This window comes from Piscinibacter defluvii (genome assembly GCF_004011805.1).
GTDB classification, from domain to species: Bacteria; Pseudomonadota; Gammaproteobacteria; order Burkholderiales; family Burkholderiaceae_C; genus Piscinibacter; species Piscinibacter defluvii.
In genome coordinates, this window is sequence record NZ_ML137197.1 from 93,922 (window position 1) to 115,886 (window position 21,965).

The following is a 21,965-nucleotide window of genomic DNA, read 5'->3' on the forward strand; positions in this document are numbered from 1 at the left end:
CGCCGCAGGGACAGGCCGCCGCCGCAGCCTCGTGCTACAACGCCGGGCCAAGGAGACACGCATGGACCTGCAGTTCACGCCGGAGGAACAGGCCTTCCGCGCCGAGATCCGCGCCTGGGTCGCGGACAACCTGCCGAAGGACATCAGCCACAAGGTGCACCATGCGCTGCACCTCACCAAGGACGACCTGCAGCGCTGGGCGAAGATCCTCGGCGCGCGCGGCTGGCACGGCTGGGCCTGGCCGAAGCAGTTCGGCGGCCCGGGCTGGAACGCGGTGCAGCGCCACCTGTTCGAGGAGGAATGTGCGCTCGCCGGCGCGCCGCGCATCGTGCCCTTCGGCCCGGTGATGGTGGCCCCGGTCATCATGGCGTTTGGCACGCCCGAGCAGCAGCGCCGCCACCTGCCCGGCATCATGAGTGGCGAGGTGTGGTGGAGCCAGGGCTACAGCGAGCCCGGCGCGGGCTCGGACCTGGCCTCGCTGAAGACCCGTGCCGAGCGGCGTGGCGACAAGTACATCGTCAACGGCCAGAAGACCTGGACCACGCTCGGCCAGCACGGCGACTGGATCTTCTGCCTGGTGCGCACCAGCAACGAGGGCAAGCCGCAGACCGGCATCAGCTTCCTGCTGATCGACATGAAGAGCCCGGGTGTCAGCGTGCGCCCGATCATCATGCTCGACGGCGGCCACGAGGTGAACGAGGTCTGGTTCGACGATGTCGAGGTGCCCGCCGAGAACCTCGTCGGCGAGGAGAACAAGGGCTGGACCTACGCCAAGTACCTGCTCGCGCACGAGCGCACCAACATCGCCGACGTGAACCGCGCCAAGCGCGAGCTCGAGCGCCTGAAGCGAATCGCGAAGGCCGAGGGCCTGTGGGACGACCTGCGCTTTCGCGACCAGATCGCGCTGCTCGAGGTCGACATCGTCGCGCTCGAGATGATGGTGCTGCGCGTGCTGTCGGCGGAAAGGTCCACGAGCAAAGAGGGCGGCAAGCAGTCGCTCGACGTGGCCGGGCTGCTGAAGATCCGCGGAAGCGAGATCCAGCAGCGCTACACCGAACTGATGATGCTGGCCGCCGGCCCGTTCGCCGTGCCCTTCATCCGCGAGGCGATGGAGGCCGGCTGGCAGGGCGACCATGTCGGCGCGGCGCATTGCGCGCCGCTCGCGGCCACCTACTTCAACGTCCGCAAGACGACGATCTACGGCGGCTCGAACGAAGTGCAGCGCAACATCGTCGCGCAGACCGTGCTGGGGAGCTAGGGCCATGGACTTCGACTTCACCGACGACCAGCAATCGCTGCGCGACGCCGTCGCGCGCTGGGTCGACAAGGCCCATCCTTTCGAGCGCCGCCACGCGCTGGCCAAGGCGGGCGGGTTCTCCCGCGCCGTCTACGCCGAACTGGCCGAGCTCGGCCTGGCCGGGCTGGCGGTGCCCGAGGCGCATGGCGGCCTCGGCTTCGGCGCGATCGAGGCCATGGTGGTGGGCGAGGAACTCGGCCGCGGCCTGGTCAACGCCCCCTGGGCGGCCGGCGCGCTGGTGGCGCCCGGCCTGCTGGCGGCCGCGCCGGCCGGGCTGCAGGCGCAGTGGCTGCCGCGCATGGCCGACGCCTCCGCGCTGGTCGTGCTGGCGCACCAGGAGCGTGGCGCGCGCTGGCGGCTCGACAAGGTGGAGGCCGCGGCCACAGAAAGCGCCGGCGCCTGGACGGTCTCGGGCGCGAAGAGCGTCGTGCCGGCCGGCGACGAGGCGGATGCCTTCGTGGTGCCGGCGCGCACGCCGCAGGGCCTGGGCCTGTTCCTCGTCGAGCGCGGCGCGGCCGGGGTCGCCGTGCGCGGCTACCCGACGCAGGACGGTGCGCGCGCCGCCGAGCTGAGCCTGCGCGACACGCCCGCAGCCGTCATCCAGACGGATGGCCTGGCGGCGCTCGAGCAGGCCGTCGACACCGGCATCGCCGCGGCCTGCGCCGAAGCGGTCGGTGCAATGGACCGGCTGGTCGCGCTCACGGTCGACTACCTGAACACGCGCAAGCAGTTCGGCGTCACGCTGGCCAGCTTCCAGGCGCTGCGCCACCGCATGGCCGACGTGAAGATGCAGCTCGAGCTGGCGCGCTCGATGAGCTACTTCGCCAGCCTCAAGCTCGGCGAGCCGCCCGCGGCGCGCCGGCGCGCGCTCTCGCAGGCCAAGGTGCAGCTCGGACAGTCGATGCGCTTCGTCGGCCAGCAGTGCATCCAGCTGCATGGCGGCATCGGCGTCACCGACGAATGCAGCGCCAGCCACTACTTCAAGCGCCTGACGGTGCTGGAGCTCAGCTACGGCGACACGCTGCACCACCTCGGCGAGGTCAGTGCCGGCATGCAGGACACGGCAGGCGTGTTCGCCTGAGAGGGCGCGCGAACAGCCGATGCTGGGGTCCATCGTCGATGTCGCCGGCCTGCGTGTCGGCCATTTCACCGACACGCGCCGGCCGACCGGCTGCACCGTGGTGCTGGTGGACGGCGGCGCGGTGGCCGGCGTGGACGTGCGCGGCGCCGCGCCCGGCACGCGCGATACCGAGCTGCTGGCGCCGCTGAACACGGTCGAGCAGGTGCATGCGGTGCTGCTTTCCGGCGGCAGCGCCTTCGGGCTGGACGCGGCCGGCGGCGTGATGCGCTGGCTGGAGGAATGCGGCGTCGGCGTGCCGGTCGGGCCGGCGCGGGTACCCATCGTGCCGGCCGCCGTCCTGTTCGACCTCTGGCTCGGCGACGCCTCGATCCGCCCGGATGCCGCGGCCGGGCATGCCGCCTGCCTCGCCGCCGGCCGCACGGCACCGGCCGAGGGCAACGTCGGGGCCGGGGCCGGCGCGACGGTCGGCAAGCTGTTCGGCATCGGACGCGCGATGAAGGGCGGCATCGGCAGCGCCTCGGTCACGGTGGACGGGCTCACGGTCGGCGCGCTGGTGGCCGTGAACGCACTCGGCGACGTGGTCGATCCGTCGACCGGCCGGCCGATCGCCGGCGCCCGCACGGCCGATGGCCGCGCGCTGCTCGGCAGCATGGACGCGCTGCTGCGCGGCGAGCTGCCGGCGCCCTTGCAGCCCGGCAGCGCCACCACGCTGGGCGTCATCGCCACCGACGCCGTGCTGACCAAGGCGCAGGCGCAGAAGATCGCGCAGATGGCGCACGACGGCCTGGCGCGCTGCATCAACCCGGTGCACACGATGGGCGACGGCGACACGCTGTTCGCGCTCGGCACCGGCACCGCGGGCCGCAGTGCGAACACCACGCTGCTGGGTGCGCTGGCGGCCGAGGTCACGGCGCGTGCGGTGCTGCGTGCGGTGCGTGCGGCAGGCTCGCTGCCGGGCCTGCCGGCGGCCGGCGACCTCGGCGCCTGATGCAGCTCGCCCGGCTGCTCTTCACGCAGGGCTTCGGCACGCGCCGCGAATGCGAGGACCTGGTGCGCGCCGGCCATGTGCGCCATGCCGGGCGCCTTTGCGACGATCCCTTCGAGGCCTTCGACCCGGCGGGACTGGTGCTGACGGTGCGCGGCACCGACTGGCCGGTGTACGAGAAGGCGCTGATCGTGCTGCACAAGCCGGCCGGCTACGAGTGCTCCCGGAAGCCGCGCCACCACCCGGGCGTGCTGAGCCTGCTGCCGGCGCCGCTGCGCGTGCGCGGCGTGCAGCCCGTGGGCCGGCTCGACGAGGACACCACCGGGCTGCTGCTGCTCACCGACGACGGCGCGCTGATCCACCGCTGGACCTCGCCGAAGCGGCACCTGCCCAAGGTCTACGAGGTCATGACCCGGCATCCGGTGACTGCCGCGCAGATCGCGGCGCTGCGCGACGGCGTGGTGCTCGACGACGATCCGGCACCGGTTCGCGCCGCAGCCTGCGAGGCCGCCGGCGAGCGCCACCTGCGGCTCACGCTGACCGAAGGCAGGTACCACCAGGTCAAGCGCATGGTCGCGGCCGCCGGCAACCGGGTCGAGGCGCTGCACCGCAGCGCCTTCGGGGCGCTGCGGCTGCCGGCCGACCTCGCCCCCGGGCAATGGCGCTGGCTGAGCGGGCCGGAGGCCGTCGCCGGCGTGCCGGGTTGAGCGATGACGGGCGCCTATCATCGCTGCCCATGCGTGTCTTTCGCGGCTTCCACCACCCCGGCATCGCGGCCGCCTGCGCGCTGACGATCGGCAACTTCGACGGCGTGCACCGCGGCCACCAGGCGATGCTCGCGCTGCTGCGCTCGGAGGCACGCCACCGGGGCCTGCCGGCCTGCGTGCTGAGCTTCGAGCCGCATCCGCGCGACTACTTCGCCGCACTGGCGGGCAAGCCCGAGCTCGCGCCGGCGCGCATCGCCACCCTGCGCGACAAGCTCGGCGAGCTGGAGCGCTGCGGCGTCGACCAGGTGGTGGTGGCACGCTTCGACCGTGCCTTCGCGGCGCAGCCGCCGGAGGCCTTCATCGACGACGTGCTGGTGCGCGGCCTGGGTGCGCGCTACGTGCTGGTGGGTGACGACTTCCGCTTCGGCGCCAAACGAGTGGGCGACTACGCGATGCTCGACGCCGCCGGCGTGCAGCGCGGCTTCGACGTGGCGCGCATGCAGAGCTACGAGGTGCACGGGCTGCGCGTCTCGAGTTCGGCGGTGCGCGATGCGCTGGCACGCGGCGACATGGCGGCCGCCGCGACCCTGCTCGGCCGGCCCTACAGCATCAGCGGCCACGTGGTGCACGGCCGCAAGCTCGGGCGCGACCTCGGCCAGAGCGCCCCCGGGCGCGGCGACGGGTTCCGCACCCTGAACCTGCGCTTCCACCACCCGAACCCGGCGGCCCTCGGCATCTTCGCGGTGCAGGTGCACGGCCTGGCCGAGGCGGCGCTGCCCGGCGTGGCGAGCCTGGGACGGCGCCCGACGGTGGACGACAGCGGCCGCGTGCTGCTCGAGGTGCACTGCCTCGAGTGGCCGGCCGCCCTGGGCGCCGAGGGGGCCTACGGTAAGATTGTGCGCGTGGAACTGCTGCACAAACTCCGCGACGAGGCCCGCTACGACGGGCTGGACGCGCTGACCGCCGCGATCCGGCAGGACGTCGAGGACGCCCGCGCCTTCCTCGCCGCGGCGCAGCGCCGCCAGACGACGCGCGACCGAATTCAAGGCTGAGCGCCACCGCCGTCCGCCCGGCGCGCTGCCTGCGCCGGCCTCGTTCTCCCGACCTCCGTGCCGCCTGCGGCGCGCACCCGCCATGACCGACGCCACCGCCGACAAGGTCGACTACCGCTCGACGCTGAACCTGCCCGACACGCCCTTCCCGATGCGCGGCGACCTGCCCAAGCGCGAGCCCGGCTGGGTGAAGGACTGGGAGGAGCAGGGCCTGTACAAGAAGCTGCGCGACGCGCGGCACGGCGCGCCGCTGTTCGTGCTGCACGACGGCCCGCCCTATGCCAACGGCCAGATCCACATGGGGCACGCCGTCAACAAGGTGCTCAAGGACATGATCGTCAAGGCGCGCCAGCTGGCCGGCTTCGACGCGCAGTACGTGCCGGGCTGGGATTGCCACGGCCTGCCGATCGAGAACGCGATCGAGAAGAAGCACGGCCGCCACCTGAGCCGCGACGACATGCAGGCCCGGAGCCGCGCCTACGCCACCGAGCAGATCGCGCTGCAGATGGCCGACTTCAAGCGCCTGGGCGTGCTGGGCGACTGGGCGCACCGCTACGCGACCATGGACCCGGCCAACGAGGCCGGCGAGATCCGCGCCTTCAAGCGCGTCATCGAACGCGGCTTCGTCTACCGCGGCCTCAAGCCGGTGTACTGGTGCTTCGACTGCGGCTCGTCACTGGCCGAGTTCGAGATCGAGTACGCCGACAAGAAGAGCAGCACGGTCGACGTCGGCTTCCTGTGCGCGCAGCCGCAGGCGCTGGCCGCCGCCTTCGGCCTGCCGGCGCTGGCCAAGGATGCCTACGCGGTGATCTGGACCACCACCGCCTGGACCCTGCCCGCCAACCAGGCGCTGAACATGAACCCGGCGCTCGAGTACGCGCTGGTCGACACCGAGCGCGGGCTGCTGGTGCTGGCCGCCACGCTGGTGGAGAAATCCCTGGCGCGTTACGGCCTGCAGGGCACGGTGCTCGCCACCACCAGCGGCGAGAAGCTCGGCGGCCTGCAGTTCCGCCACCCGCTGGCGCACGTGCACCCGGGCTACGACCGCGTCGCACCGGTGTATCTGGCCGACTACGTGACCGCCGAGGACGGCACCGGCACTGTGCACAGCTCGCCGGCCTACGGCCTGGACGACTTCAACTCCTGCGTCGCGCACGGCCTGAAGACCGACGACATCCTGAACCCGGTGCAGGGCCACGGCGCCTACGCGGCCGACTTCCCGCTGTTCGGCGGCATGGGCATCTGGAAGGCGGTGCCGGTGATCATCGAGGCGCTGAAGGACGCCGGCCGCCTGTTCGCCACCGAGACCATCACGCACAGCTATCCGCACTGCTGGCGCCACAAGAGCCCGGTGATCTACCGCGCCGCGGCGCAGTGGTTCGTGCGCATGGACGAGGGCGAAGGCGTCTTCACCAAGGACAAGGCCCCCAAGACCCTGCGCCAGATGGCGCTGGAGGCCATCGACGCGACCGGCTTCTACCCCGAGAACGGCCGCGCCCGGCTGCGCGACATGATCGCCAACCGGCCCGACTGGTGCATCTCGCGCCAGCGCAGCTGGGGCGTGCCGCTGCCCTTCTTCCTGCACAAGCAGACCGGCGAGCTGCACCCGCGCACGATGGAGATCCTCGACCAGGCGGCCGACATCGTGCAGGCCGGCGGCATCGAGGCCTGGAGCCGCGCGACGGCCGAGGAGATCCTCGGCGCCGCCGACGCGCCGCACTACACCAAGAGCAGCGACATCCTGGAGGTGTGGTTCGACTCCGGCTCGACCTTCTGGCACGTGCTGCGCGGCACCCATCCGCAGGGCCACCACGCGAGCGGCCCCGAGGCCGACCTGTACCTCGAGGGCCACGACCAGCACCGCGGCTGGTTCCACAGCTCGCTGCTGCTGGCCTGCGCGCTGGAAGGCCGCGCGCCCTACCGCGGCCTGCTGACCCACGGCTTCACCGTGGACAGCCAGGGCCGCAAGATGAGCAAGTCGCTCGGCAACGGCATCGAGCCGCAGAAGGTGAGCAGCTCGCTCGGCGCCGAGATCATCCGGCTGTGGGTGGCCGCGAGCGACTACTCCGGCGACATCGCCGGCGACGACAAGATCCTGGCCCGCGTGGTGGACGCCTACCGGCGCATCCGCAACACGCTGCGCTTCCTGCTGGCCAACACCAGCGACTTCGATCCGGCCACGGATGCCGTTCCCGCCGACCAGCTGTTCGAGCTCGACCGCTGGGCCCTGGCACGCGCCTCGCAGTTCCAGGAGGAGGTGCTGCGCCACTACGAGGTCTACGAGTTCCACCCGGTGGTGGCCAAGCTGCAGGTGTTCTGCAGCGAGGACCTGGGTGCCTTCTACCTCGACGTGCTGAAGGACCGGCTCTACACCACCGCGCCGAAGTCGCTCGCACGGCGCTCGGCGCAGACGGCCCTGTGGCAGATCACGCATGCGATGCTGCGCTGGATGGCGCCCTTCCTCAGCTTCACCGCGGAAGAGGCCTGGAAGGTGTTCGCGCCGGGGCGCTCGCCGTCGATCTTCACCGAGACCTGGTGGAAGTTCGAGACGCCGGACGAGGCGCTGCTGGCCCGCTGGGCGCGCATCCGCGCGATCCGCGACCTGGCCAACAAGGAGATCGAGGCGCTGCGCACCGAGGGCCGCATCGGCTCCTCGCTGCAGGCCGAGCTCGCGATCACGGCCGCCGGCGACGACCACGCGCTGCTCGCCTCGCTGGGCGAGGACCTGCGCTTCGTCACCATCACCTCGCAGGCCGCGCTGTCCGAGGGCGCCGAGCTCGCCGTCGTGGTGCGACCGTCGGCGCACGCCAAGTGCGAACGCTGCTGGCACTGGCGCGCCGACGTCGGCCACGACGCGGCGCACCCGACGCTGTGCGGCCGCTGCACCGACAACCTGTTCGGCAGCGGCGAGAAACGCCGCATCGCGTGAGCCTGGCCGCTCCGGGAGCCTGAGCATGCTGGGGCTGGAGCGGTCGAGGATGGAAGAGGCGGTGGCCCGCGAGCTCGGGCTGCCGCTCTCGGCGCGCGAGCGCGAGGCGGTGGCGCTCGAGCAGCTCGTCGCGGTGCTCTCGCACACCCGCTTCGGCACCCTGGCGGCCACCGCGTTCGCGCTGTTCGCCGCCTGGCTGCTGACCGACACGGTCGACCCCGCGCTGGTGCAGGCCTGGGTCGGCGTCAAGCTCGCGGTGGCGGCGGCGCGCATCGCGCTGGCGCTGGTGTGGGCGCGGCGCGGCCGCAGCCCCGCGCCCGGCTGGCGCACCGCCACCTATGCCCTGCTGGCGCTGGACGGCATCGTCTGGGGCGCCGCCGGCCTGCACCTGGTACAGGGCACGGTGGCGCTGGCCTCGCTGATCGCCGCGGTGATGGCCGCCGTCACCTGCGTTGCCACCTTCGGGCTGCAGCTGCGCACGCTGGCGACGCTGGCCTATGTCGGCCCGATCCTCGTGCTGACCGGCTTCGGCCTGGCGCTGCGCGGCGACGAGACCGGCCTGGTGGGCAGCATCGGCATGGCGGTGCTGCTCGCGCTGCAGATGCTCACGGCGCAGGCGGCGCAGCGCCGCTTCGTCACCGGCGTGCTGCTGCGCCTGCAGGCCGAGCGACTGGCGCAGGAGAAGGAGGCCGCGCTGACGCTGGCCCAGGCGCAGAGCGCGGTGAAGACCCAGTTCCTGGCCAAGATCAGCCACGAGCTGCGCACGCCGCTGCACGGCATCCTCGGCCTGGCGCGGCTGGTGCACCTGGAGCTGAAGGAGCGCGACCTGCAGCGCCGCGTCGAGCTGATCGAGGCCTCGGGCGTGCACCTGCTGTCCCTGATCAACGACCTGCTCGACCTGTCGCGCATCGAGTCGGGCCGCTTCGAGACACGCAGCGCCTCGTTCGACCTGGCCGAGCAGTGCGAGCAGCTGGCCGACGTGTTCGCGGTGCGCGCGCACGACAAGGGCCTCGGCCTGGCGGTGGACATCGCGCTGCCGCGCCCCTGCTGGGTGCTGGGCGACGCGGCGCGTTTCCGCCAGGTGCTGCACAACCTGCTGGGCAACGCGGTCAAGTTCACGGAGCGCGGCGGCATCAAGCTGCGCGTGCAGCGCGGCGAGGCGGGCGACGAGTTCCGCATCGAGGTGATCGACAGCGGGCCGGGCATCGCCGAGGACGAACTCGAGCAGGTGTTCCAGGCCTTCGCACAGAGCGACCACGCGCCGCTGCACCCGACCGAAGGCGCCGGCCTCGGGCTGACGATCGCGCGCGAGATCGCGCAGTCGATGGGCGGCGACATCCACGCCAGCAGCCAGCTCGGGCGCGGCTCGCGCTTCGTCTTCACGGCCCGCATGCCACCCGCCGCGCCGCCTGCCGAGGCCGGCATGCCGCGCGGACCGCGCACGTTGGCGCTGCCGCGCCGCGTGCTGGTGGCCGAGGACGACGACGTCAACGCGCTGATCGTCGGCGCCTACCTCGACGCGCTGCACATCCGCCACGAGCGCGTGAGCGACGGCAAGCAGGCCGTCGGCCACGCGCTGCGCGAGACCGGCCGGCCCGAGCTGGTGCTGATGGACTGGCGCATGCCGGTGATGGACGGCCTGGCCGCGACCCGCGAGATCCGCACCCAGGAGCGCCTGCTCGGCCTGGCGCGCGTGCCGGTGATCGCGCTGACCGCCACCACCGCCAGCGCCGAACGCGAGGAATGCCTGGCCGCCGGCATCGACGAGGTGCTGTCCAAGCCCTTCACTCAGGAACAGCTGGAGGCGGCGCTCGGTCGCTGGGGGCGGCGCTGAGGGGCGGGCCTACTCGAGCTTCCAGCTCAGCGGGATCTCCACCACGTAGGGCTGCGGCTTGCCATCCTTGAAGCGCTGCATGAAGCGCCCGGCCTTGTAGAACACGGTCACGATCGGGTCGAACATCTCCTCGACACCGACCTGGCTGCCGTCGGCCAGGGTGGCGGCCGGCTTGTTGAAGTGGCGCTCGATTGTCCTGACGCGCGTGGCGCGCCCGCGCTCGTCGACCCAGACCCGGATCCGCATCGAGCCTTCGATGCCGGCCCGGGCCGCCTCGGGCGGGTACTCCAGCGCGACGGCCCCCGGTTCGAACTCGCCCGTGGCCGCACCGCGGACCGAGCGCGTCGACCCGGCGGCCTCCGGCGCTTCGATGGCCGCACGCATGCCGTGCACGAGGTGGTCGCGGCGCAGCAGGCGGCCCGCCTCTCCGGGGGCGGCATTCAGCGCGGACACGTAGATCCGGGTCGTTGCGCACTCCTCCTCGGCGGAGCCCGGGCTGGCCTGGCTCCATCGCCGGAGCAATCGCTCGCGGTCGGCCTCCGGCACCTGGGTCAGCAGCCTGAGGCTGGCCGACGCGAGTTCCTGCTCCTGGGGCATCGGCCGGGGCACCTCGTTGGCCAGTGCCGCCAGGTAGACCCGCCTGAGGATCCGGAAGTAGTCGCGCAGTTCGCTCGCCGGGTACTTGACCAGCGCGGCGACATCGGTGTCGGCGCCGCCCGTGGACAGCTTGACGCAGGTGTCCTGGTCGAGCGCGGTGCGGAACACCGCGGAGCGCCAGATGAAGGCCAGCTCGTCGTCGCTGAGCAGGGCCAGGCCGGCCAGGAGCGTCTCACGGTAATGGCGCACCCAGGCGCCGTAGGCCTCGTCGCGGCTGGCCGGCCGGTGCGAGCGCAGCCACGCGGCCGTGGCCTGGACGAACGCGTCGTCCTGGAACAGGCCGAGGAGGTACTCGCGGGCCGCCTGCCGGGCATCGGGGACGGCCTCGAGCCCACCCACCACCGTCGTGTAGCTCGGCTCCGTGTCGAGGCGCTCGAGCGCGAGGGCCCGGATGTCCGCGAGGCCGGGCGCCACGGCGGCGTGCCCGTGCGCCGACAGTGCCAGCGATGCGGCGATGAAGAGTCTGCGCACGTGCGGGAGCGGCATGGGGACCCACTTCCTGGCTGACCTCTGGCGAGCCGAAGCTCCAAACGCGGCGTTGCTCACGGACAGCGGCCTCAACGCCCCGAGAGGACCTGCAGATTGTCCACGACGAGGGCGGCACGGCGTTCGAACAGCGCCGGCGCCTTCTCGGCCAGGGCGCGGTAGATGGCGAGCGCTTCCTCGAAGTGCCTGCGTGCCTCGTCGATCCGGCTGTCGAAGGCGTTCAGGACGCCCAGGTGGTTGAGTGACGACGCGTAGTCCTCCAGGTAGACGTCGGGGTTCGCGCTCGCCAGGCCGCGGCGGATCTCCAGCGCCTCCTCGAGGTATCCCCGCGCCACCTTGTAGCGAAGCACTGCGCGGCTCAGGACGCCCAGGTTGGTGAGTGTCGTGGCCACGTCCGGCAGGTGGACTGCGGCGCTCTGCCGGGCCAGCCGGCGGCGGATGTCCAGGGCTTCCTCGAGCTGCAGGCGTGCCTCGGGGTAGCGCGCCTCGTCGGTGTTGAGCACGCCGAAGGTGCTGAGGGCGAGAGCGAGATCGGGCAGGTAGACCTCGGGCTGGGTGGCCACCAGGCCCCGGTAGATCGCGACGACTTCCTCGTACTGCTTGCGCGCCTCGTCGTTGCGGCCATCGTCGCGGTTCAGCAGGCCCAGCCTGCCGAGCGTGCTGGCGAGATCAGGGAGGTGAATGTCCGGCTCCCTCACGGCCAGGTCACGGCGGATGTCGAGCGCTTCCTCGAGCTGGGCGCGGGCCTCGGCGTCGCGGTCCTCGTCGCGGTTCAACGAGCTCAGATTGGACAGCATGGTGGCGACGCCGGTCAGATGCGCGTCGGGGTTCGTCGCGGCCAGCTTGCGACGGATGGCGAGCCCCTCCTCGTAGTACTTGCGCGCCTCGTCGTGGCGCCGCTCCTCCTTGCTGAGGAGGCCGAGGTTGTTGAGCGTGGTGGCGAGCGTTCCCGAATAGGCCTCGGGGTTGGCCAGCACCAGCGTGCGCCGGATCTCCAGCGCTTCCTCGTACAGCCGGCGCGCCTCCTGGTGGCGATTCTCGACGCGGCTCAGGCCGGCGAGGCTGCTCAGCGCGGACGCGAGTTCCGGCCGGTGGACCGCCGGGTCCTCCCGGGCGAGGACGCGGCGGATGACGAGGGCCTCCTCGTACAGCCGGCGCGCCTCGTCGTGGCGGTTCTGCTCGCGGCTCACCGAGGCCAGGTTGCCCAGCGCGACGGCCACATAGCGCCGGTAGACCGCGTCCCGGCTGGCCAGATCACGGCAGATCGCCAGCGACTCCTCGAACCGCCGGCGCGCTTCGTCGTAGCGGTTCTCGTCGTCATTCATGACGCCCAGGCTGGTGAGCGCATGGGCCACATAGGGCAGGTAGAGGTCGGCGTGACGGCGCTGGGCCAGCGTGCGGTAGAGCGCCAGCGCCTCCTCGTACTGGCCGCGCGCCTCGATGCGGCGCTTCTCGCCGCGCCGCAGGTCGGCGAGGTTGTCGAGGGTCCGCGCCACGGTTCGGTCGTCCGCAGCCTGGCGCGCCAGGGGCAAGGCCTGTTCGAGACCGCGCCGCGCCTGCGCCGTGTGATCTTGCCCCTTGTGGAAGAAGGCGTACGCATACCACGCGGCGGGCGACGCGGGCGCCTCCCCGACGGCCTGCTCGTAGGCCTGAGCGGCGCCGTCCGGGTCGAACATCAGGCTGTGCAGCAGCCCGCGCAGCGGCCAGCCGGGCGCCGCCTGGCCCCGCTCGGCGCTCAGGCGCTGCAGCGCCGCCTCGGCCCGCCCGTCCAGGAACAGGCGCCATGCCTCGCGGTGCGCACCGGCGCCTGGGTCATCCCCACGGGCCGCGGCGTGCCAGGCCCATTCGTCCAGCTGGGCCAGGGCTTCGCTGCGTTCGCGCACGAGACGGTCGCGCTCCGCGGCGGTGGCGGCGCCACGCTGCTCGAGTCCGGCGAGCCGGCCCTGGTAGACCTGCTCGACGACCTGCTTGCCCTTCCGGTCGAGCAGTTCCCCCGTCCAGCGCTCCCGCTCGGCTTCCGGGCTGAGGATGACCACCAGCGGCAGCGGTTCGGCAACGTCGGTCGGCGCGGCACGGTCCAGCTGCACGTCGTTGAGCACCACCCAGCCCGGCGGCGGAGTCACCCGCACCCGGATGCCCTGCGCGGCCTGGTCGTCGGGCAACGACAGCACGAACCGGCCATCGTCGCCGGTGATCGCCGGCTCGGCGCCGCGCGCCGACACCTCGACGGCGGGCACCGGCGGGCCCGCCTCGTGGTTCTGCACCACCCGCCCGCTCAGCGTCGTGGCAGACCAGGTCTGCGCGGCGGCGAACAGCCCGATCGCCGCGACGAGGCAACGCGACACCGACCACGCGGCGACCGGTCGACTGCACGGTTCGCCGGCGGGCGTGGCCGCCCCGGCGAGACCGGCCGCGATGGGGCTCGTCATGCATCTCTCCCTGGAATCGTCTGGATCGCGTCGCACGGGCGCGGCCGGCACCGGTCGACGCGTGCGGCGATTCTGGCCGATGGCGAGCCCGGCACGCCCGATCGTCAGCCCCCCGCCGGCCGATACCTGAACACCGCCCGGATCAGCCCGTGGTCGTTGCTGCCCTCGGCCTCGTGGTCCTCGCGGTTGAGGTGGTCGTTGTCGACCGTCATGCCGTCGAACAGCCAGCGGCGCTTGCGGCTGTGGTCGTAGAACTCCTGGCTGACCAGGATGTGGTCGAGCGATTCGCGCACGCCCTCGTGCACGTGGGTGTAGTACACGTCGCGCGTGTCGCGGAACTCCTGCAGCGTCTGCGCGGTGTACAGGGCCACGTCGCTGCCGCCGGTGGCGTCGGAGAACAGGTAGCGCGGCTGCTCGGTCAGGATGTTGGCAGTGTTGCTGAGCTGCGCGTCGTTGATGTCGCCCAGCACGATCACCGGTGTGTCGTTGTCCTTCATCAGCTCGGTCAGCATCACGCGCAGCGCGGCCGCCTCGGCGGTGCGGCGGATGGTCGCCAGCGCCGCGCCCAGCGCGTTGGCGTGCTTGCCGTAGCGCGCCGGGTCGGCCCGGTACCAGGGCTCGTAGTAGACCTTGCTCGGCGCCTTGGACTTGAAATGGCACACGAACACATGCACCTCGGGCTCGTCGTCGCGCGGCTGGATGCGCAGGTGCAGCACCGGGCGCGAGAAGCCGTCGATCGACACCGCGATCTCGGGTGACTGCGCGTCGTCGCCGCCGGCAGCCAGGCGCAGGGCCGGCGGGAAGTCGGCGATCCACTCCGGCTCGCCCACGCGCAGCCCGCGGCGCAGCAGCGCCGCGCAGACGATGCGCCGCCCGTCGGTGCCCGGCGGCACGATCAGCTCGTGCGTGGCCTCCAGCCCGGCCTGCTGCACCGCGCGCGCCAGCGAGGCGGCGTGCCAGAGCTCCTGGAAGCCGACCAGGTCGGACTCGAGCAGCCGCAGCATGCGGGCCGTCCAGGCGGTCTTCAGGGCGTGCTGCTCGGCGCTCCAGCCGTCGCGGTCGCCGTACAGGCGCAGGCCCGGCTCGTTGAAGTTGTAGAGGTTGAAGGTGGCGATGCTGAGGGTGCGCAGCTTCATGCTCGGCTCCAGGCTCGTGGAGCCCGAGCTATCGCGCTGCGGCGCGGCGCGCGCAATCCCCAGGGCGTTGCGGATTGATCAGGCGACGGCCTCGGCGCGCGCGCTCTCGGCCAGCGGGCGCTCCTCGAACAGCTGGATGTCCGGGTGCCAGGTCTCGACCATGAACGGGTACAGGCCGTGGCCGGCGCCCAGCCAGGTGCGCTCGGCGGCGACGATGTCCAGCGCCAGGATGCGGTGCGGCAGCCCGCCGGCATGTGCCAGCGGCACCCTCGTGTTCTCGCCCAGCACGTCCTCGAAGCCGAGGCGGCGGTAGATGCGGATCAGCGGCTCGCTGCGCGCGCCGATCACCAGGTGGCGCACCTGGCTGGCCAGGCCGTACAGGTAGCAGGCCTTCATCAGCGCCAGGCGCACCTGCGGGTCGGCGCCGGGCAGCACCGCCAGGCGCGTGATCTCGGCACGCGGGCGCTCGGCCAGCCGGTGCGGCAGGATCAGGCTGTGCTCGAGCAGCAGTGGCGCGTGCTGGTTGCGCTGGATGCGCAGCGTGCCCACGGCGGCGCCGCTGGCCTTGTCGCGCGCGATCAGCAGCGCGGTACCCGGCTGGGTGTCGAGCGCGTCGGGCCGCTCCAGCGGCTGGGCCATGGCCGGCAGGTGGCGGCCGTAGGCCTGGCTGCGCACCCGGCAGGCGTCGGCCAGATCGGCGGGGTGGCGCGCCACGCGCAGGGTGAAGGGCAGCATCGAGGTCGGCACGGGGCCATGGTCGCGCGGCGGCGCCGCACCCGGTGCCGCGAATAGGGGCGCGGATCGGCCGCAAACCGCCGCTCGGTTACAGTCGCCCCGGCTTCGTCTTCCCCTGCTGCATGGCCTCGTCCTCCCTGCGTTCCTCCTCGTTGTTGCCGTGGCTCGCGATCGCCGCGCTCGTCATCGTCGCCGACCAGTTCACCAAGACGCTGATCCTCGGCTGGTTCCAGCTCGGCGACAGCCGCAGCGTGACCTCCTTCTTCAACCTCGTGCGCGTGCATAACACCGGCGCGGCGTTCTCGTTCCTGGCCGGCGCCTCGGGCTGGCAGCGCTGGTTCTTCGTCGGCCTGGGGGCGGCGGCCGCGGTGTTCATCGTCTGGCTGCTGCGCAGCCACGGCGGGCAGCGGCTGTTCGCCACGGCGCTGGCGCTGATCCTCGGCGGCGCGCTCGGCAACGTGGTGGACCGGCTGCTGCACGGCTACGTGGTCGACTTCATCCAGGTGCACTACGGCGGCTGGTACTTCCCGTCGTTCAACGTGGCCGACAGCGCCATCACCATCGGCGCGGCGCTGCTGATCCTCGACGAGCTGCGCCGCGTGCGGCGTTCTGGCTGACTACAGCTTGTCCTGCCCGGTGACGACCAGGGTCTGCTCGGCCGGCGGCAGCAGCTCGCGTCCCGTCGCGCCGTCGACGAAGCGCAGCCGCAGCTGGTAGCTGCCGGGCGGCACGAACAGGTTGGCCTGCGTCGCGCCGTTGCTCAGGTCCACGGCCTGCTGCAGCTTGCCCTCGCGCAGCACGTCGAGGGCGAAGTGGCCGGTCTTGTCGGCCTTCTGGCCCGCGGCGCAGACGCCGTAGCCGTCGACGCCGAAGCGCAGCGAGACCGGGCTGACCAGCGACTCGCCGTCGCGCACGTTGGTGATGGCCACCCATTCGCCGGGCCCGCGCGGGCGCGCCACCTCGTCCTGGTACCAGGCTGCGCAGCTGGCGTCGAAGTTGGCCGGGTCGATCTTCAGCGGCTCGGCGCTGCGCTTGCCGGTCACCGTGACCGTGATCTCCGGGCTGAACACGAAGTACGGCCGGTGCTCGTGGTCGGCGAACAGCAGGCGCAGCCTGTGCTCGCCCGGCGGCAGGTCGAGCACGGCGAAAGTCTGTCCCTTGCCGAAGTGGCGGTGGCCGTCGTTGAAGGGCAGCTTGTCGGTCACGCTCGGCGGCAGCGGCGTGTTCACCAGGATGTGGTGGTGGCCGGTGCCGGCCAGCACCTTGCCCGCCGGCACCACGCCCATGCCCTTGACCGCGAACTCGACCATGAACGGGCTGCGCACCTGGTAGCCGTGGCGCAGGTTGGAGAAGTTCACCGCGGTCGGCTCGCGCAGATCCACCCGGCTGCGCTCGCGTGCGTAGCGCTGCCAGCACTGCCGCTCGAGCTCGCCGCGCGGCAGCGGCGCGGCGGTGGCGGCAGTGCAGAAGGTCGCCAGGGCGAGCAGCAGGGTCTGGTTTCGCATGGTCGGGTCGGGGGATCGCGGCGCGCCGATTCGGCCGGCTGACTTGTCGTGTGTCAACACCCAGGCCGCAGGCCCGTGGGCCGGGCACGACGTGCTGCGGCCATACTTGGCGCCATGCTGATCGAGACCCTGGGCGCGGCGCGCGACCTCGGCCGCCTGAAGGAAATCGCGGCGGTGCTGATCCGCCACGGTTTCGGCGACGCGGTGCGCCGCCTCGGCCTGGCCGACGCGCTGGAGCGGGCCGGCCACGCGCTGAACCACGAGCACGCGGCCGACCTGGCGCGGCTCGAGCCGCCGGTGCAGGTACGCCTGGCGATGCAGGAGCTCGGCCCGGCCTTCGTCAAGCTGGGCCAGATCCTGGCGGGCCGGGCCGACCTCTTCGGCCCCGAGTGGATCGCCGAGTTCGCGCAGCTGCACAGCCGCGTGCCGGCCGTGCCGCTGGAGGCGCTGCGCGCCCAGCTGCGCGAGGACCTGGGCGGCGAGCCCGAGTCGGTGTTCGCGCGTTTCGACCCCGAGCCGCTGGCCGCCGCGTCGATCGCGCAGGTGCACCGCGCCGCGCTGCACGACGGCACCGAGGTGGTGGTCAAGGTGCGGCGCCCCGGCATCCGCACGGTGATCGAGGCCGACCTGCGCCTGCTCGAGCGCCTGGCCGCGCTGTCCGAGACCGAGTTGCCTCAACTGCAGCCCTACCGGCCGCGCGAGCTGGTGCGCGAGTTCGGCCGCTCGCTGCAGCGCGAGCTGAACCTGGCCACCGAGTGCCGCAACGCCGAGCGCATCGCCGCCAACCTGGCCGCCCTGCCCTTCGTGCACATCCCGGCGGTGGTGTGGGCGCACACCGGCGAGCGCGTCAACGTGCAGGAGTACATCGGCGGCGTGCCAGGCGAGGACCTGGCGCGCGTCGAGCGCGAGGGGCTGGACCGCACGCTGCTCGCGCGCCGCGGCGCGCAGGCGGTGCTGAAGATGATCGTCGAGGACGGCTTCTTCCATGCCGACCCGCACCCCGGCAACGTGTTCTACCTGCCGGGCAACCGGCTCGCCTTCATCGACTTCGGCATGGTCGGGCGGCTCTCGGCGCGGCGCCGCGAGGAGCTGCTGCAGCTGCTGCTGGGCCTGGTGCAGCGCGAGCCGCAGCCGGTGGCCGACGTGCTGCTGGACTGGGCCGGCGATGCGCACGGCGCGCAGCTCGCGCAGCTGGAGAGCGAGATCGAGGCCTTCGTCGACCAGTACCACGGCACGCCGCTGGCCGAGCTCGAGCTCGGCCAGATGCTGGCCGACGTCACCACCATCCTGCGCGAGCACCGGCTCGCGCTGCCGCCCGACCTGGCGCTGCTGATCAAGGCCTTCATCTCGCTCGAGGGCATGGGCCGCGGGCTCGACCCCTCGTTCCACATGGCCGGCGAGGCGATGCCGATCCTGCGCCAGGTGGTGCGCGCGCGCTACCGCCCGCGCGAGCTGGGCCGGCGCGCCTGGGCCGGGCTGCGCCGCATGATCGCCGGGGCCGGTGCACTGCCGCAGGACCTGGGCCGCGTGCTGCGCCGCCTGCGCCACGGCCACCTGCGGCTGGACATCGAACTCGCGCACCTCCGGCGCGTGGGCGACCAGATCGACCGCGCCGCCAACCGGCTCGCGCTGGCGCTGGTGATCGCCGCGCTGATCGTCGGCTCGTCGATCGTGATGACGGTCAGCGGCGGGCCCACGCTGTTCGGCCTGCCCGCCTTCGGCCTGCTCGGATTCGGCGGCGCGGTGATCGGCGGCCTCTGGCTGCTGCGCGCGATCTGGCGCAGCGGCCACCCCCACGACGAAGGACGAGGATGAACCCACCCACCGAGACCCCGCCGGCCCCCACCGTCTTCGACCTGCCGCTGAACCGCCTCGCGCCGGGCGACATCGCGCGCTGGCTGCGCCTGGGCTGGGCCGACTTCCGGCGCGCGCCGGGCATCGGCCTGTTCTACGGCGGCTGCTTCGCGGTGATGGGCTGGCTGCTGCTGTACGTGTTCCGGCACGCGCCGGCCTGGACGCTGGCGCTGTCGGCCGGCTTCCTGCTGATGGGGCCGTTCCTGTGCGTCGGGCTGTACGACGTGAGCCGCAAGCTCGAGCGCGGCGAGCCGCCCGACTTCGGCGATTCGCTCACCGCCTGGGACACGCGTCTGGGCACGATGGCGATCTTCGGCGGCGTGCTGCTGATCCTCGAGATGCTGTGGGGCCGCGCTTCGCTGGTGATCTTCGCCGTCAGCTTCGACGGCATGCCCGACTTCAAGGGCTCGCTGCTGGCGCTGCTGGACCCCGACAACCTCGGCTTCATCGTGGCCTACCTCGGCGTGGGCGCGCTCTTCGCCGGGCTGATCTTCGCCGTCAGCGTGGTCTCGATCCCGATGATCCTGGACCGCCAGACCGACGCCATCACCGCCGGACTGACCAGCCTGCGCCTGTGCCTCACGCAGCCCGGCGTGATGCTGCTGTGGGGCGCGACGCTGACCGTGCTGGTGGTGCTGGCGCTGCTGCCCGCCTTCCTCGGGCTGCTGCTGGTCGGCCCGGTGCTCGGCCATGCCTCGTGGCATGCGTACCGCGCCGCGGTCGGCGTGCACGAACCGGCGGTCGCGACATCCTCCTAGAACGCGGGCACGTCCGCGCGGCGCTGGGCCGGGAGGCCGAGGCCCGGGCGAGTCCGGCTACCGGGTCGACCTGCAGACGCCCGGCACCGCCATCGACGCCATGGACAGCGCCGTCGGCGTGGTCCCAGCGTCGTTCGGAGGCCATGCCGCGTCTCGAGGAACTCGAGGACTTCGTTGCGCATTCGGCCGGTCTGCTGACCGCCTGAGCCCGTCGGCGCGGCGCCGCTGCAACGGGCTCGCCTACCTCCGGTAACACTCCAGAGTCATAAATCACGCGCGCGGCGATTGATCGCCTCCTTGCGCAGGGTCAATCCGTAGACTGCGCGCTCGTTGTAGCTCGATGCCGTCCGATGGCCGTCTTTCCGATGCCGAAGTGCGAACCCGCCGCCCGCGCGACCCCGCGCCGGTCGAGGCGGGGCGTCCGCTGATGGCGCCGACCGCCGCGCCGGGACAGGCGGACGCGTTCCGCATCCTCCTGGCGGACCTGCCCGATGCCGACGCACGCCGGCTCGCGGTCTTCCTCGACGTGCGCAGCACCCGGCTGCGGCATGCGTGGCAGATCGTCTCCGAGGGGCCGGTGGACCTGTACATCCACGACGGGGACCATCTGCCGACGATTCCGGGCACCGTCGAGCGGCCACCGCTCCAGGTGCGCGTGCTCGATGCGTCGACCACGCGCGTCGACGAGCCGTCGGCGCTGCAGCGCCCGCTGCAGTACGACTCCTTCGTCGACCTGCTGGTGGGCGCCGAGCAGAGGCTGGCGCCCCCGGCCGGTGAAGCCGACACGGGCCGGCCGGCCCTGCCGCCGGAGCCACCGGCGCCGTCGGTCGCGGTGCCGCTCGACGCCCGGCGCTTCAGGCTGCGGCGCTGGCCCGGCGCGGGCGTGCTGCAGTCCATGCGCCATGGCATGCGCATGGCCAGCTTCCTCTCGGCCCGCTACCTGTCCGTCGACGAACTGTCGCACCTCAGCGGCATCGACCGGCAGGACTGCAGCACCTTCCTCGGCACGCTGCTGGACGCCGACCTGCTGCGCAGCGAGCCGCCGGCAAGCGCGGACGCCCCGGCGCCGGACCCGCGCCGGCCCTCCGCGCCCGCCGCCTCGGCGCGCCCGGACCGCGGCCTGCTGACCAGCCTGCGCAACAAGCTCGGCATCCGGGCGACGGGGCGGTGACGGCATGGACCTGAAGATCGTCTTCACCGGCACGCCGGGCGCCGGCAAGACCACGGCCATCACGGCGCTGAGCGACATCCCGCCGGTCACCACCGACGTCGCCAACACCGACGCGAGCCTCGCCAAGGTCACCACCACGGTCGGGCTCGACTACGGCCATGTCGACATCGACGAAGGCGTGCGGGTGCGGCTGTTCGGCACGCCCGGCCAGCAGCGCTTCGACTTCATGTGGAACATCCTGGTCGAGAACGCGCTCGGCCTGGTGATCCTGATCGACAACTCGCGCCCCGACCCGCTGGCCGACCTGCGCCTCTACCTCGACCATTTCGCCGAGCTGCTGCCGCGCCTGAACTGCGTGGTCGGAATAGGCCGCACGCTGGAGTGCCCGCTGCCGACGCTCGACGAGTTCGCCGACCTGCTGGCCCGCCACGACCTGGCGATCCCGACCCTGGCCGTCGACGTGCGCGAGCGCGACGACGTGCTGCTGCTGGTCGACGCCATCCTGGCCCAGGCCGAGGCCGCCGCTTGACCACGACACCATGAACCGCCCATCCCACCCCCTTGCCCCGTCCGCCACGCGCGCCGCCGACGACCTGCTCGAACGCGTCGACGGCGCCCATGCCGTGCTGGTGGCCACCGGCGACGGCTTCTCGCTCGCGCAGGCGCAGCGCAAGGCCGTCGATCCGCACCGCCTGGCCGCCATCGTCAGCTCGATCGGCGCGCTCGGCGCCGCCGCCAGCCGCGAGACCGACATCGGCACGCCGCGCTGCCTGGTCATCGAGTCCAGCCGCGGCCGCCTGGTCGTGCGCTGCATCGCCGCGGGCGCACATCAGCTGATCGTGGCCGTGCTGACCGACAGCAGCGTGATGCTCGGCCTGGTCTGGAACGCCCTGGCCCAGACCGAGCGATCGCTCGGCGCCGCATGACGATCAACAAGGACAGCCTGGCGCAGGCCGTCGGGGGGCTGGCCGCCCGGCCCGGCATCCGCGGCTGTGCGCTGGTGGAAGCCGAGACCGGCATGGTCTGGACGGCCCACGGCGAGCTGGCCGACCAGGCGTCGCTCTGGGAGGCCGCCGCCGACCACTGGCGCCTGCACGTGCGCAACGCCGCGCACTTCGACTGCCTGGGCCGCTTCGCGGCGGTCGCCACCTACCACGCCGACGGCGTGATGGCGGTGTTCCGCTGCGCCTCCGACCCCGAACTCCTCTTCATCGCCGTCGGCAGGCATCGAGCCGTCGACTGGCCGACGCTGCAGCGGATGGGCCTGCGCGTCGGCGAGATGGTGGCAGGCCCTGCCTGACGCCAGCCCGGCCCGTTCCAAATCATCCAACCCGTTCAGAAGGAAGTGA

General features: G+C 72.5%; 19 protein-coding genes. 14 read left to right on the forward strand and 5 right to left on the reverse strand.

Annotated elements, in window-relative coordinates; translation table 11 throughout:
* Window positions 1–61: 61 nt before the first annotated feature.
* The 7 genes from D9C15_RS04270 to D9C15_RS04300 all read left to right on the forward strand — a co-directional run bounded on the left by D9C15_RS04270 (window position 62) and on the right by D9C15_RS04300 (window position 9,885).
* Entirely contained in the window at window positions 62–1,258 is a 1,197-nt protein-coding gene (locus D9C15_RS04270) for an acyl-CoA dehydrogenase family protein (RefSeq protein ID WP_127996203.1), read from the forward strand.
* Window positions 1,259–1,262: 4 nt separating this feature from the next.
* A complete protein-coding gene (locus D9C15_RS04275) occupies window positions 1,263–2,378 on the forward strand; it encodes an acyl-CoA dehydrogenase family protein (RefSeq protein WP_127996204.1) in 1,116 nt (371 codons plus the stop codon).
* A 19-nt stretch (window positions 2,379–2,397) separates the two neighbouring features.
* Window positions 2,398–3,366: a P1 family peptidase gene (locus D9C15_RS04280; protein ID WP_127996205.1), complete on the forward strand. Its 969-nt coding sequence runs from the start codon at window positions 2,398–2,400 to the stop codon at window positions 3,364–3,366.
* Window positions 3,366–4,070: a 16S rRNA pseudouridine(516) synthase gene (locus D9C15_RS04285; protein WP_127996206.1), complete on the forward strand. Its 705-nt coding sequence runs from the start codon at window positions 3,366–3,368 to the stop codon at window positions 4,068–4,070. Before D9C15_RS04280 ends, D9C15_RS04285 begins: the two co-directional genes overlap by 1 nt.
* A gap of 29 nt (window positions 4,071–4,099) precedes the next feature.
* Window positions 4,100–5,122, forward strand: a complete 1,023-nt coding sequence (locus D9C15_RS04290) for a bifunctional riboflavin kinase/FAD synthetase (RefSeq protein ID WP_127996207.1) — start codon at window positions 4,100–4,102, stop codon at window positions 5,120–5,122.
* 82 nt (window positions 5,123–5,204) lie between these two features.
* On the forward strand, window positions 5,205–8,051 hold the full coding sequence (gene ileS / locus D9C15_RS04295; RefSeq protein WP_127996208.1) for an isoleucine--tRNA ligase: 2,847 nt from the start codon (window positions 5,205–5,207) through the stop codon (window positions 8,049–8,051).
* A 25-nt stretch (window positions 8,052–8,076) separates the two neighbouring features.
* Window positions 8,077–9,885, forward strand: coding sequence for a hybrid sensor histidine kinase/response regulator (locus D9C15_RS04300; RefSeq protein WP_127996209.1), 1,809 nt, complete (start codon window positions 8,077–8,079; stop codon window positions 9,883–9,885).
* Window positions 9,886–9,894: 9 nt separating this feature from the next.
* Here D9C15_RS04300 and D9C15_RS04305 read toward each other — a convergent pair whose 3' ends face one another.
* The 4 genes from D9C15_RS04305 to D9C15_RS04320 form a co-directional block, all read right to left on the reverse strand.
* Complete coding sequence (locus D9C15_RS04305) at window positions 9,895–11,028, reverse strand: TonB family protein (RefSeq protein WP_127996210.1); 1,134 nt, start codon at window positions 11,026–11,028, stop codon at window positions 9,895–9,897.
* A 71-nt stretch (window positions 11,029–11,099) separates the two neighbouring features.
* Window positions 11,100–13,508: a tetratricopeptide repeat protein gene (locus D9C15_RS04310; protein ID WP_127996211.1), complete on the reverse strand. Its 2,409-nt coding sequence runs from the start codon at window positions 13,506–13,508 to the stop codon at window positions 11,100–11,102.
* A gap of 53 nt (window positions 13,509–13,561) precedes the next feature.
* Window positions 13,562–14,593, reverse strand: a complete 1,032-nt coding sequence (locus tag D9C15_RS04315; RefSeq protein WP_127996212.1) for an endonuclease/exonuclease/phosphatase family protein — start codon at window positions 14,591–14,593, stop codon at window positions 13,562–13,564.
* A gap of 78 nt (window positions 14,594–14,671) precedes the next feature.
* Window positions 14,672–15,340: an N-acyl amino acid synthase FeeM domain-containing protein gene (locus D9C15_RS04320; protein ID WP_127996213.1), complete on the reverse strand. Its 669-nt coding sequence runs from the start codon at window positions 15,338–15,340 to the stop codon at window positions 14,672–14,674.
* 110 nt (window positions 15,341–15,450) lie between these two features.
* Here D9C15_RS04320 and lspA point away from each other — a divergent pair, with 110 nt between their 5' ends.
* Entirely contained in the window at window positions 15,451–15,945 is a 495-nt protein-coding gene (gene lspA, locus D9C15_RS04325; RefSeq protein WP_127996214.1) for a signal peptidase II, read from the forward strand.
* Here lspA and D9C15_RS04330 read toward each other — a convergent pair whose 3' ends face one another.
* On the reverse strand, window positions 15,946–16,833 hold the full coding sequence (locus tag D9C15_RS04330; RefSeq protein WP_127996215.1) for a DUF4399 domain-containing protein: 888 nt from the start codon (window positions 16,831–16,833) through the stop codon (window positions 15,946–15,948).
* Window positions 16,834–16,947: 114 nt separating this feature from the next.
* On the opposite strand from D9C15_RS04330, the gene D9C15_RS04335 reads away from it, so the two are divergent.
* The 6 genes from D9C15_RS04335 (at window position 16,948) to D9C15_RS04360 (ending at window position 21,916) form a co-directional block, all read left to right on the forward strand.
* Window positions 16,948–18,648 (forward strand): ABC1 kinase family protein, encoded by a 1,701-nt coding sequence (locus tag D9C15_RS04335; protein WP_127996216.1) that lies wholly within the window; start codon window positions 16,948–16,950, stop codon window positions 18,646–18,648.
* Window positions 18,645–19,445 carry a DUF2189 domain-containing protein gene (locus D9C15_RS04340; RefSeq protein WP_127996217.1) on the forward strand — a complete coding sequence of 267 codons (801 nt, stop codon included), beginning with the start codon at window positions 18,645–18,647 and terminating at the stop codon, window positions 19,443–19,445. The genes D9C15_RS04335 and D9C15_RS04340 overlap by 4 nt, the downstream gene beginning before the upstream one ends.
* A gap of 373 nt (window positions 19,446–19,818) precedes the next feature.
* Window positions 19,819–20,616, forward strand: coding sequence for a hypothetical protein (locus D9C15_RS04345; RefSeq protein ID WP_127996218.1), 798 nt, complete (start codon window positions 19,819–19,821; stop codon window positions 20,614–20,616).
* Window positions 20,617–20,620: 4 nt separating this feature from the next.
* Window positions 20,621–21,145, forward strand: a complete 525-nt coding sequence (locus tag D9C15_RS04350; protein ID WP_127996219.1) for a GTP-binding protein — start codon at window positions 20,621–20,623, stop codon at window positions 21,143–21,145.
* 10 nt (window positions 21,146–21,155) lie between these two features.
* A complete protein-coding gene (locus D9C15_RS04355) occupies window positions 21,156–21,542 on the forward strand; it encodes a roadblock/LC7 domain-containing protein (protein ID WP_127996220.1) in 387 nt (128 codons plus the stop codon).
* Window positions 21,539–21,916: a hypothetical protein gene (locus tag D9C15_RS04360; RefSeq protein WP_127996221.1), complete on the forward strand. Its 378-nt coding sequence runs from the start codon at window positions 21,539–21,541 to the stop codon at window positions 21,914–21,916. Before D9C15_RS04355 ends, D9C15_RS04360 begins: the two co-directional genes overlap by 4 nt.
* Window positions 21,917–21,965: the final 49 nt, after the last annotated feature.

What these genes read in the sequence shown, in the direction of transcription:
- D9C15_RS04270 (WP_127996203.1), top strand. Translation starts at nt 62, where the DNA reads ATGGACCTGCAGTTCACGCCGGAGGAACAGGCCTTCCGCGCCGAGATC.
- D9C15_RS04275 (WP_127996204.1), top strand. Translation starts at nt 1,263, where the DNA reads ATGGACTTCGACTTCACCGACGACCAGCAATCGCTGCGCGACGCCGTC.
- D9C15_RS04280 (WP_127996205.1), top strand. Translation starts at nt 2,398, where the DNA reads ATGCTGGGGTCCATCGTCGATGTCGCCGGCCTGCGTGTCGGCCATTTC.
- D9C15_RS04285 (WP_127996206.1), top strand. Translation starts at nt 3,366, where the DNA reads ATGCAGCTCGCCCGGCTGCTCTTCACGCAGGGCTTCGGCACGCGCCGC.
- D9C15_RS04290 (WP_127996207.1), top strand. Translation starts at nt 4,100, where the DNA reads ATGCGTGTCTTTCGCGGCTTCCACCACCCCGGCATCGCGGCCGCCTGC.
- ileS (WP_127996208.1), top strand. Translation starts at nt 5,205, where the DNA reads ATGACCGACGCCACCGCCGACAAGGTCGACTACCGCTCGACGCTGAAC.
- D9C15_RS04300 (WP_127996209.1), top strand. Translation starts at nt 8,077, where the DNA reads ATGCTGGGGCTGGAGCGGTCGAGGATGGAAGAGGCGGTGGCCCGCGAG.
- D9C15_RS04305 (WP_127996210.1), bottom strand. Translation starts at nt 11,028, where the DNA reads ATGCCGCTCCCGCACGTGCGCAGACTCTTCATCGCCGCATCGCTGGCA.
- D9C15_RS04315 (WP_127996212.1), bottom strand. Translation starts at nt 14,593, where the DNA reads ATGAAGCTGCGCACCCTCAGCATCGCCACCTTCAACCTCTACAACTTC.
- lspA (WP_127996214.1), top strand. Translation starts at nt 15,451, where the DNA reads ATGGCCTCGTCCTCCCTGCGTTCCTCCTCGTTGTTGCCGTGGCTCGCG.
- D9C15_RS04330 (WP_127996215.1), bottom strand. Translation starts at nt 16,833, where the DNA reads ATGCGAAACCAGACCCTGCTGCTCGCCCTGGCGACCTTCTGCACTGCC.
- D9C15_RS04335 (WP_127996216.1), top strand. Translation starts at nt 16,948, where the DNA reads ATGCTGATCGAGACCCTGGGCGCGGCGCGCGACCTCGGCCGCCTGAAG.
- D9C15_RS04340 (WP_127996217.1), top strand. Translation starts at nt 18,645, where the DNA reads ATGAACCCACCCACCGAGACCCCGCCGGCCCCCACCGTCTTCGACCTG.
- D9C15_RS04350 (WP_127996219.1), top strand. Translation starts at nt 20,621, where the DNA reads ATGGACCTGAAGATCGTCTTCACCGGCACGCCGGGCGCCGGCAAGACC.
- D9C15_RS04355 (WP_127996220.1), top strand. Translation starts at nt 21,156, where the DNA reads ATGAACCGCCCATCCCACCCCCTTGCCCCGTCCGCCACGCGCGCCGCC.
- D9C15_RS04360 (WP_127996221.1), top strand. Translation starts at nt 21,539, where the DNA reads ATGACGATCAACAAGGACAGCCTGGCGCAGGCCGTCGGGGGGCTGGCC.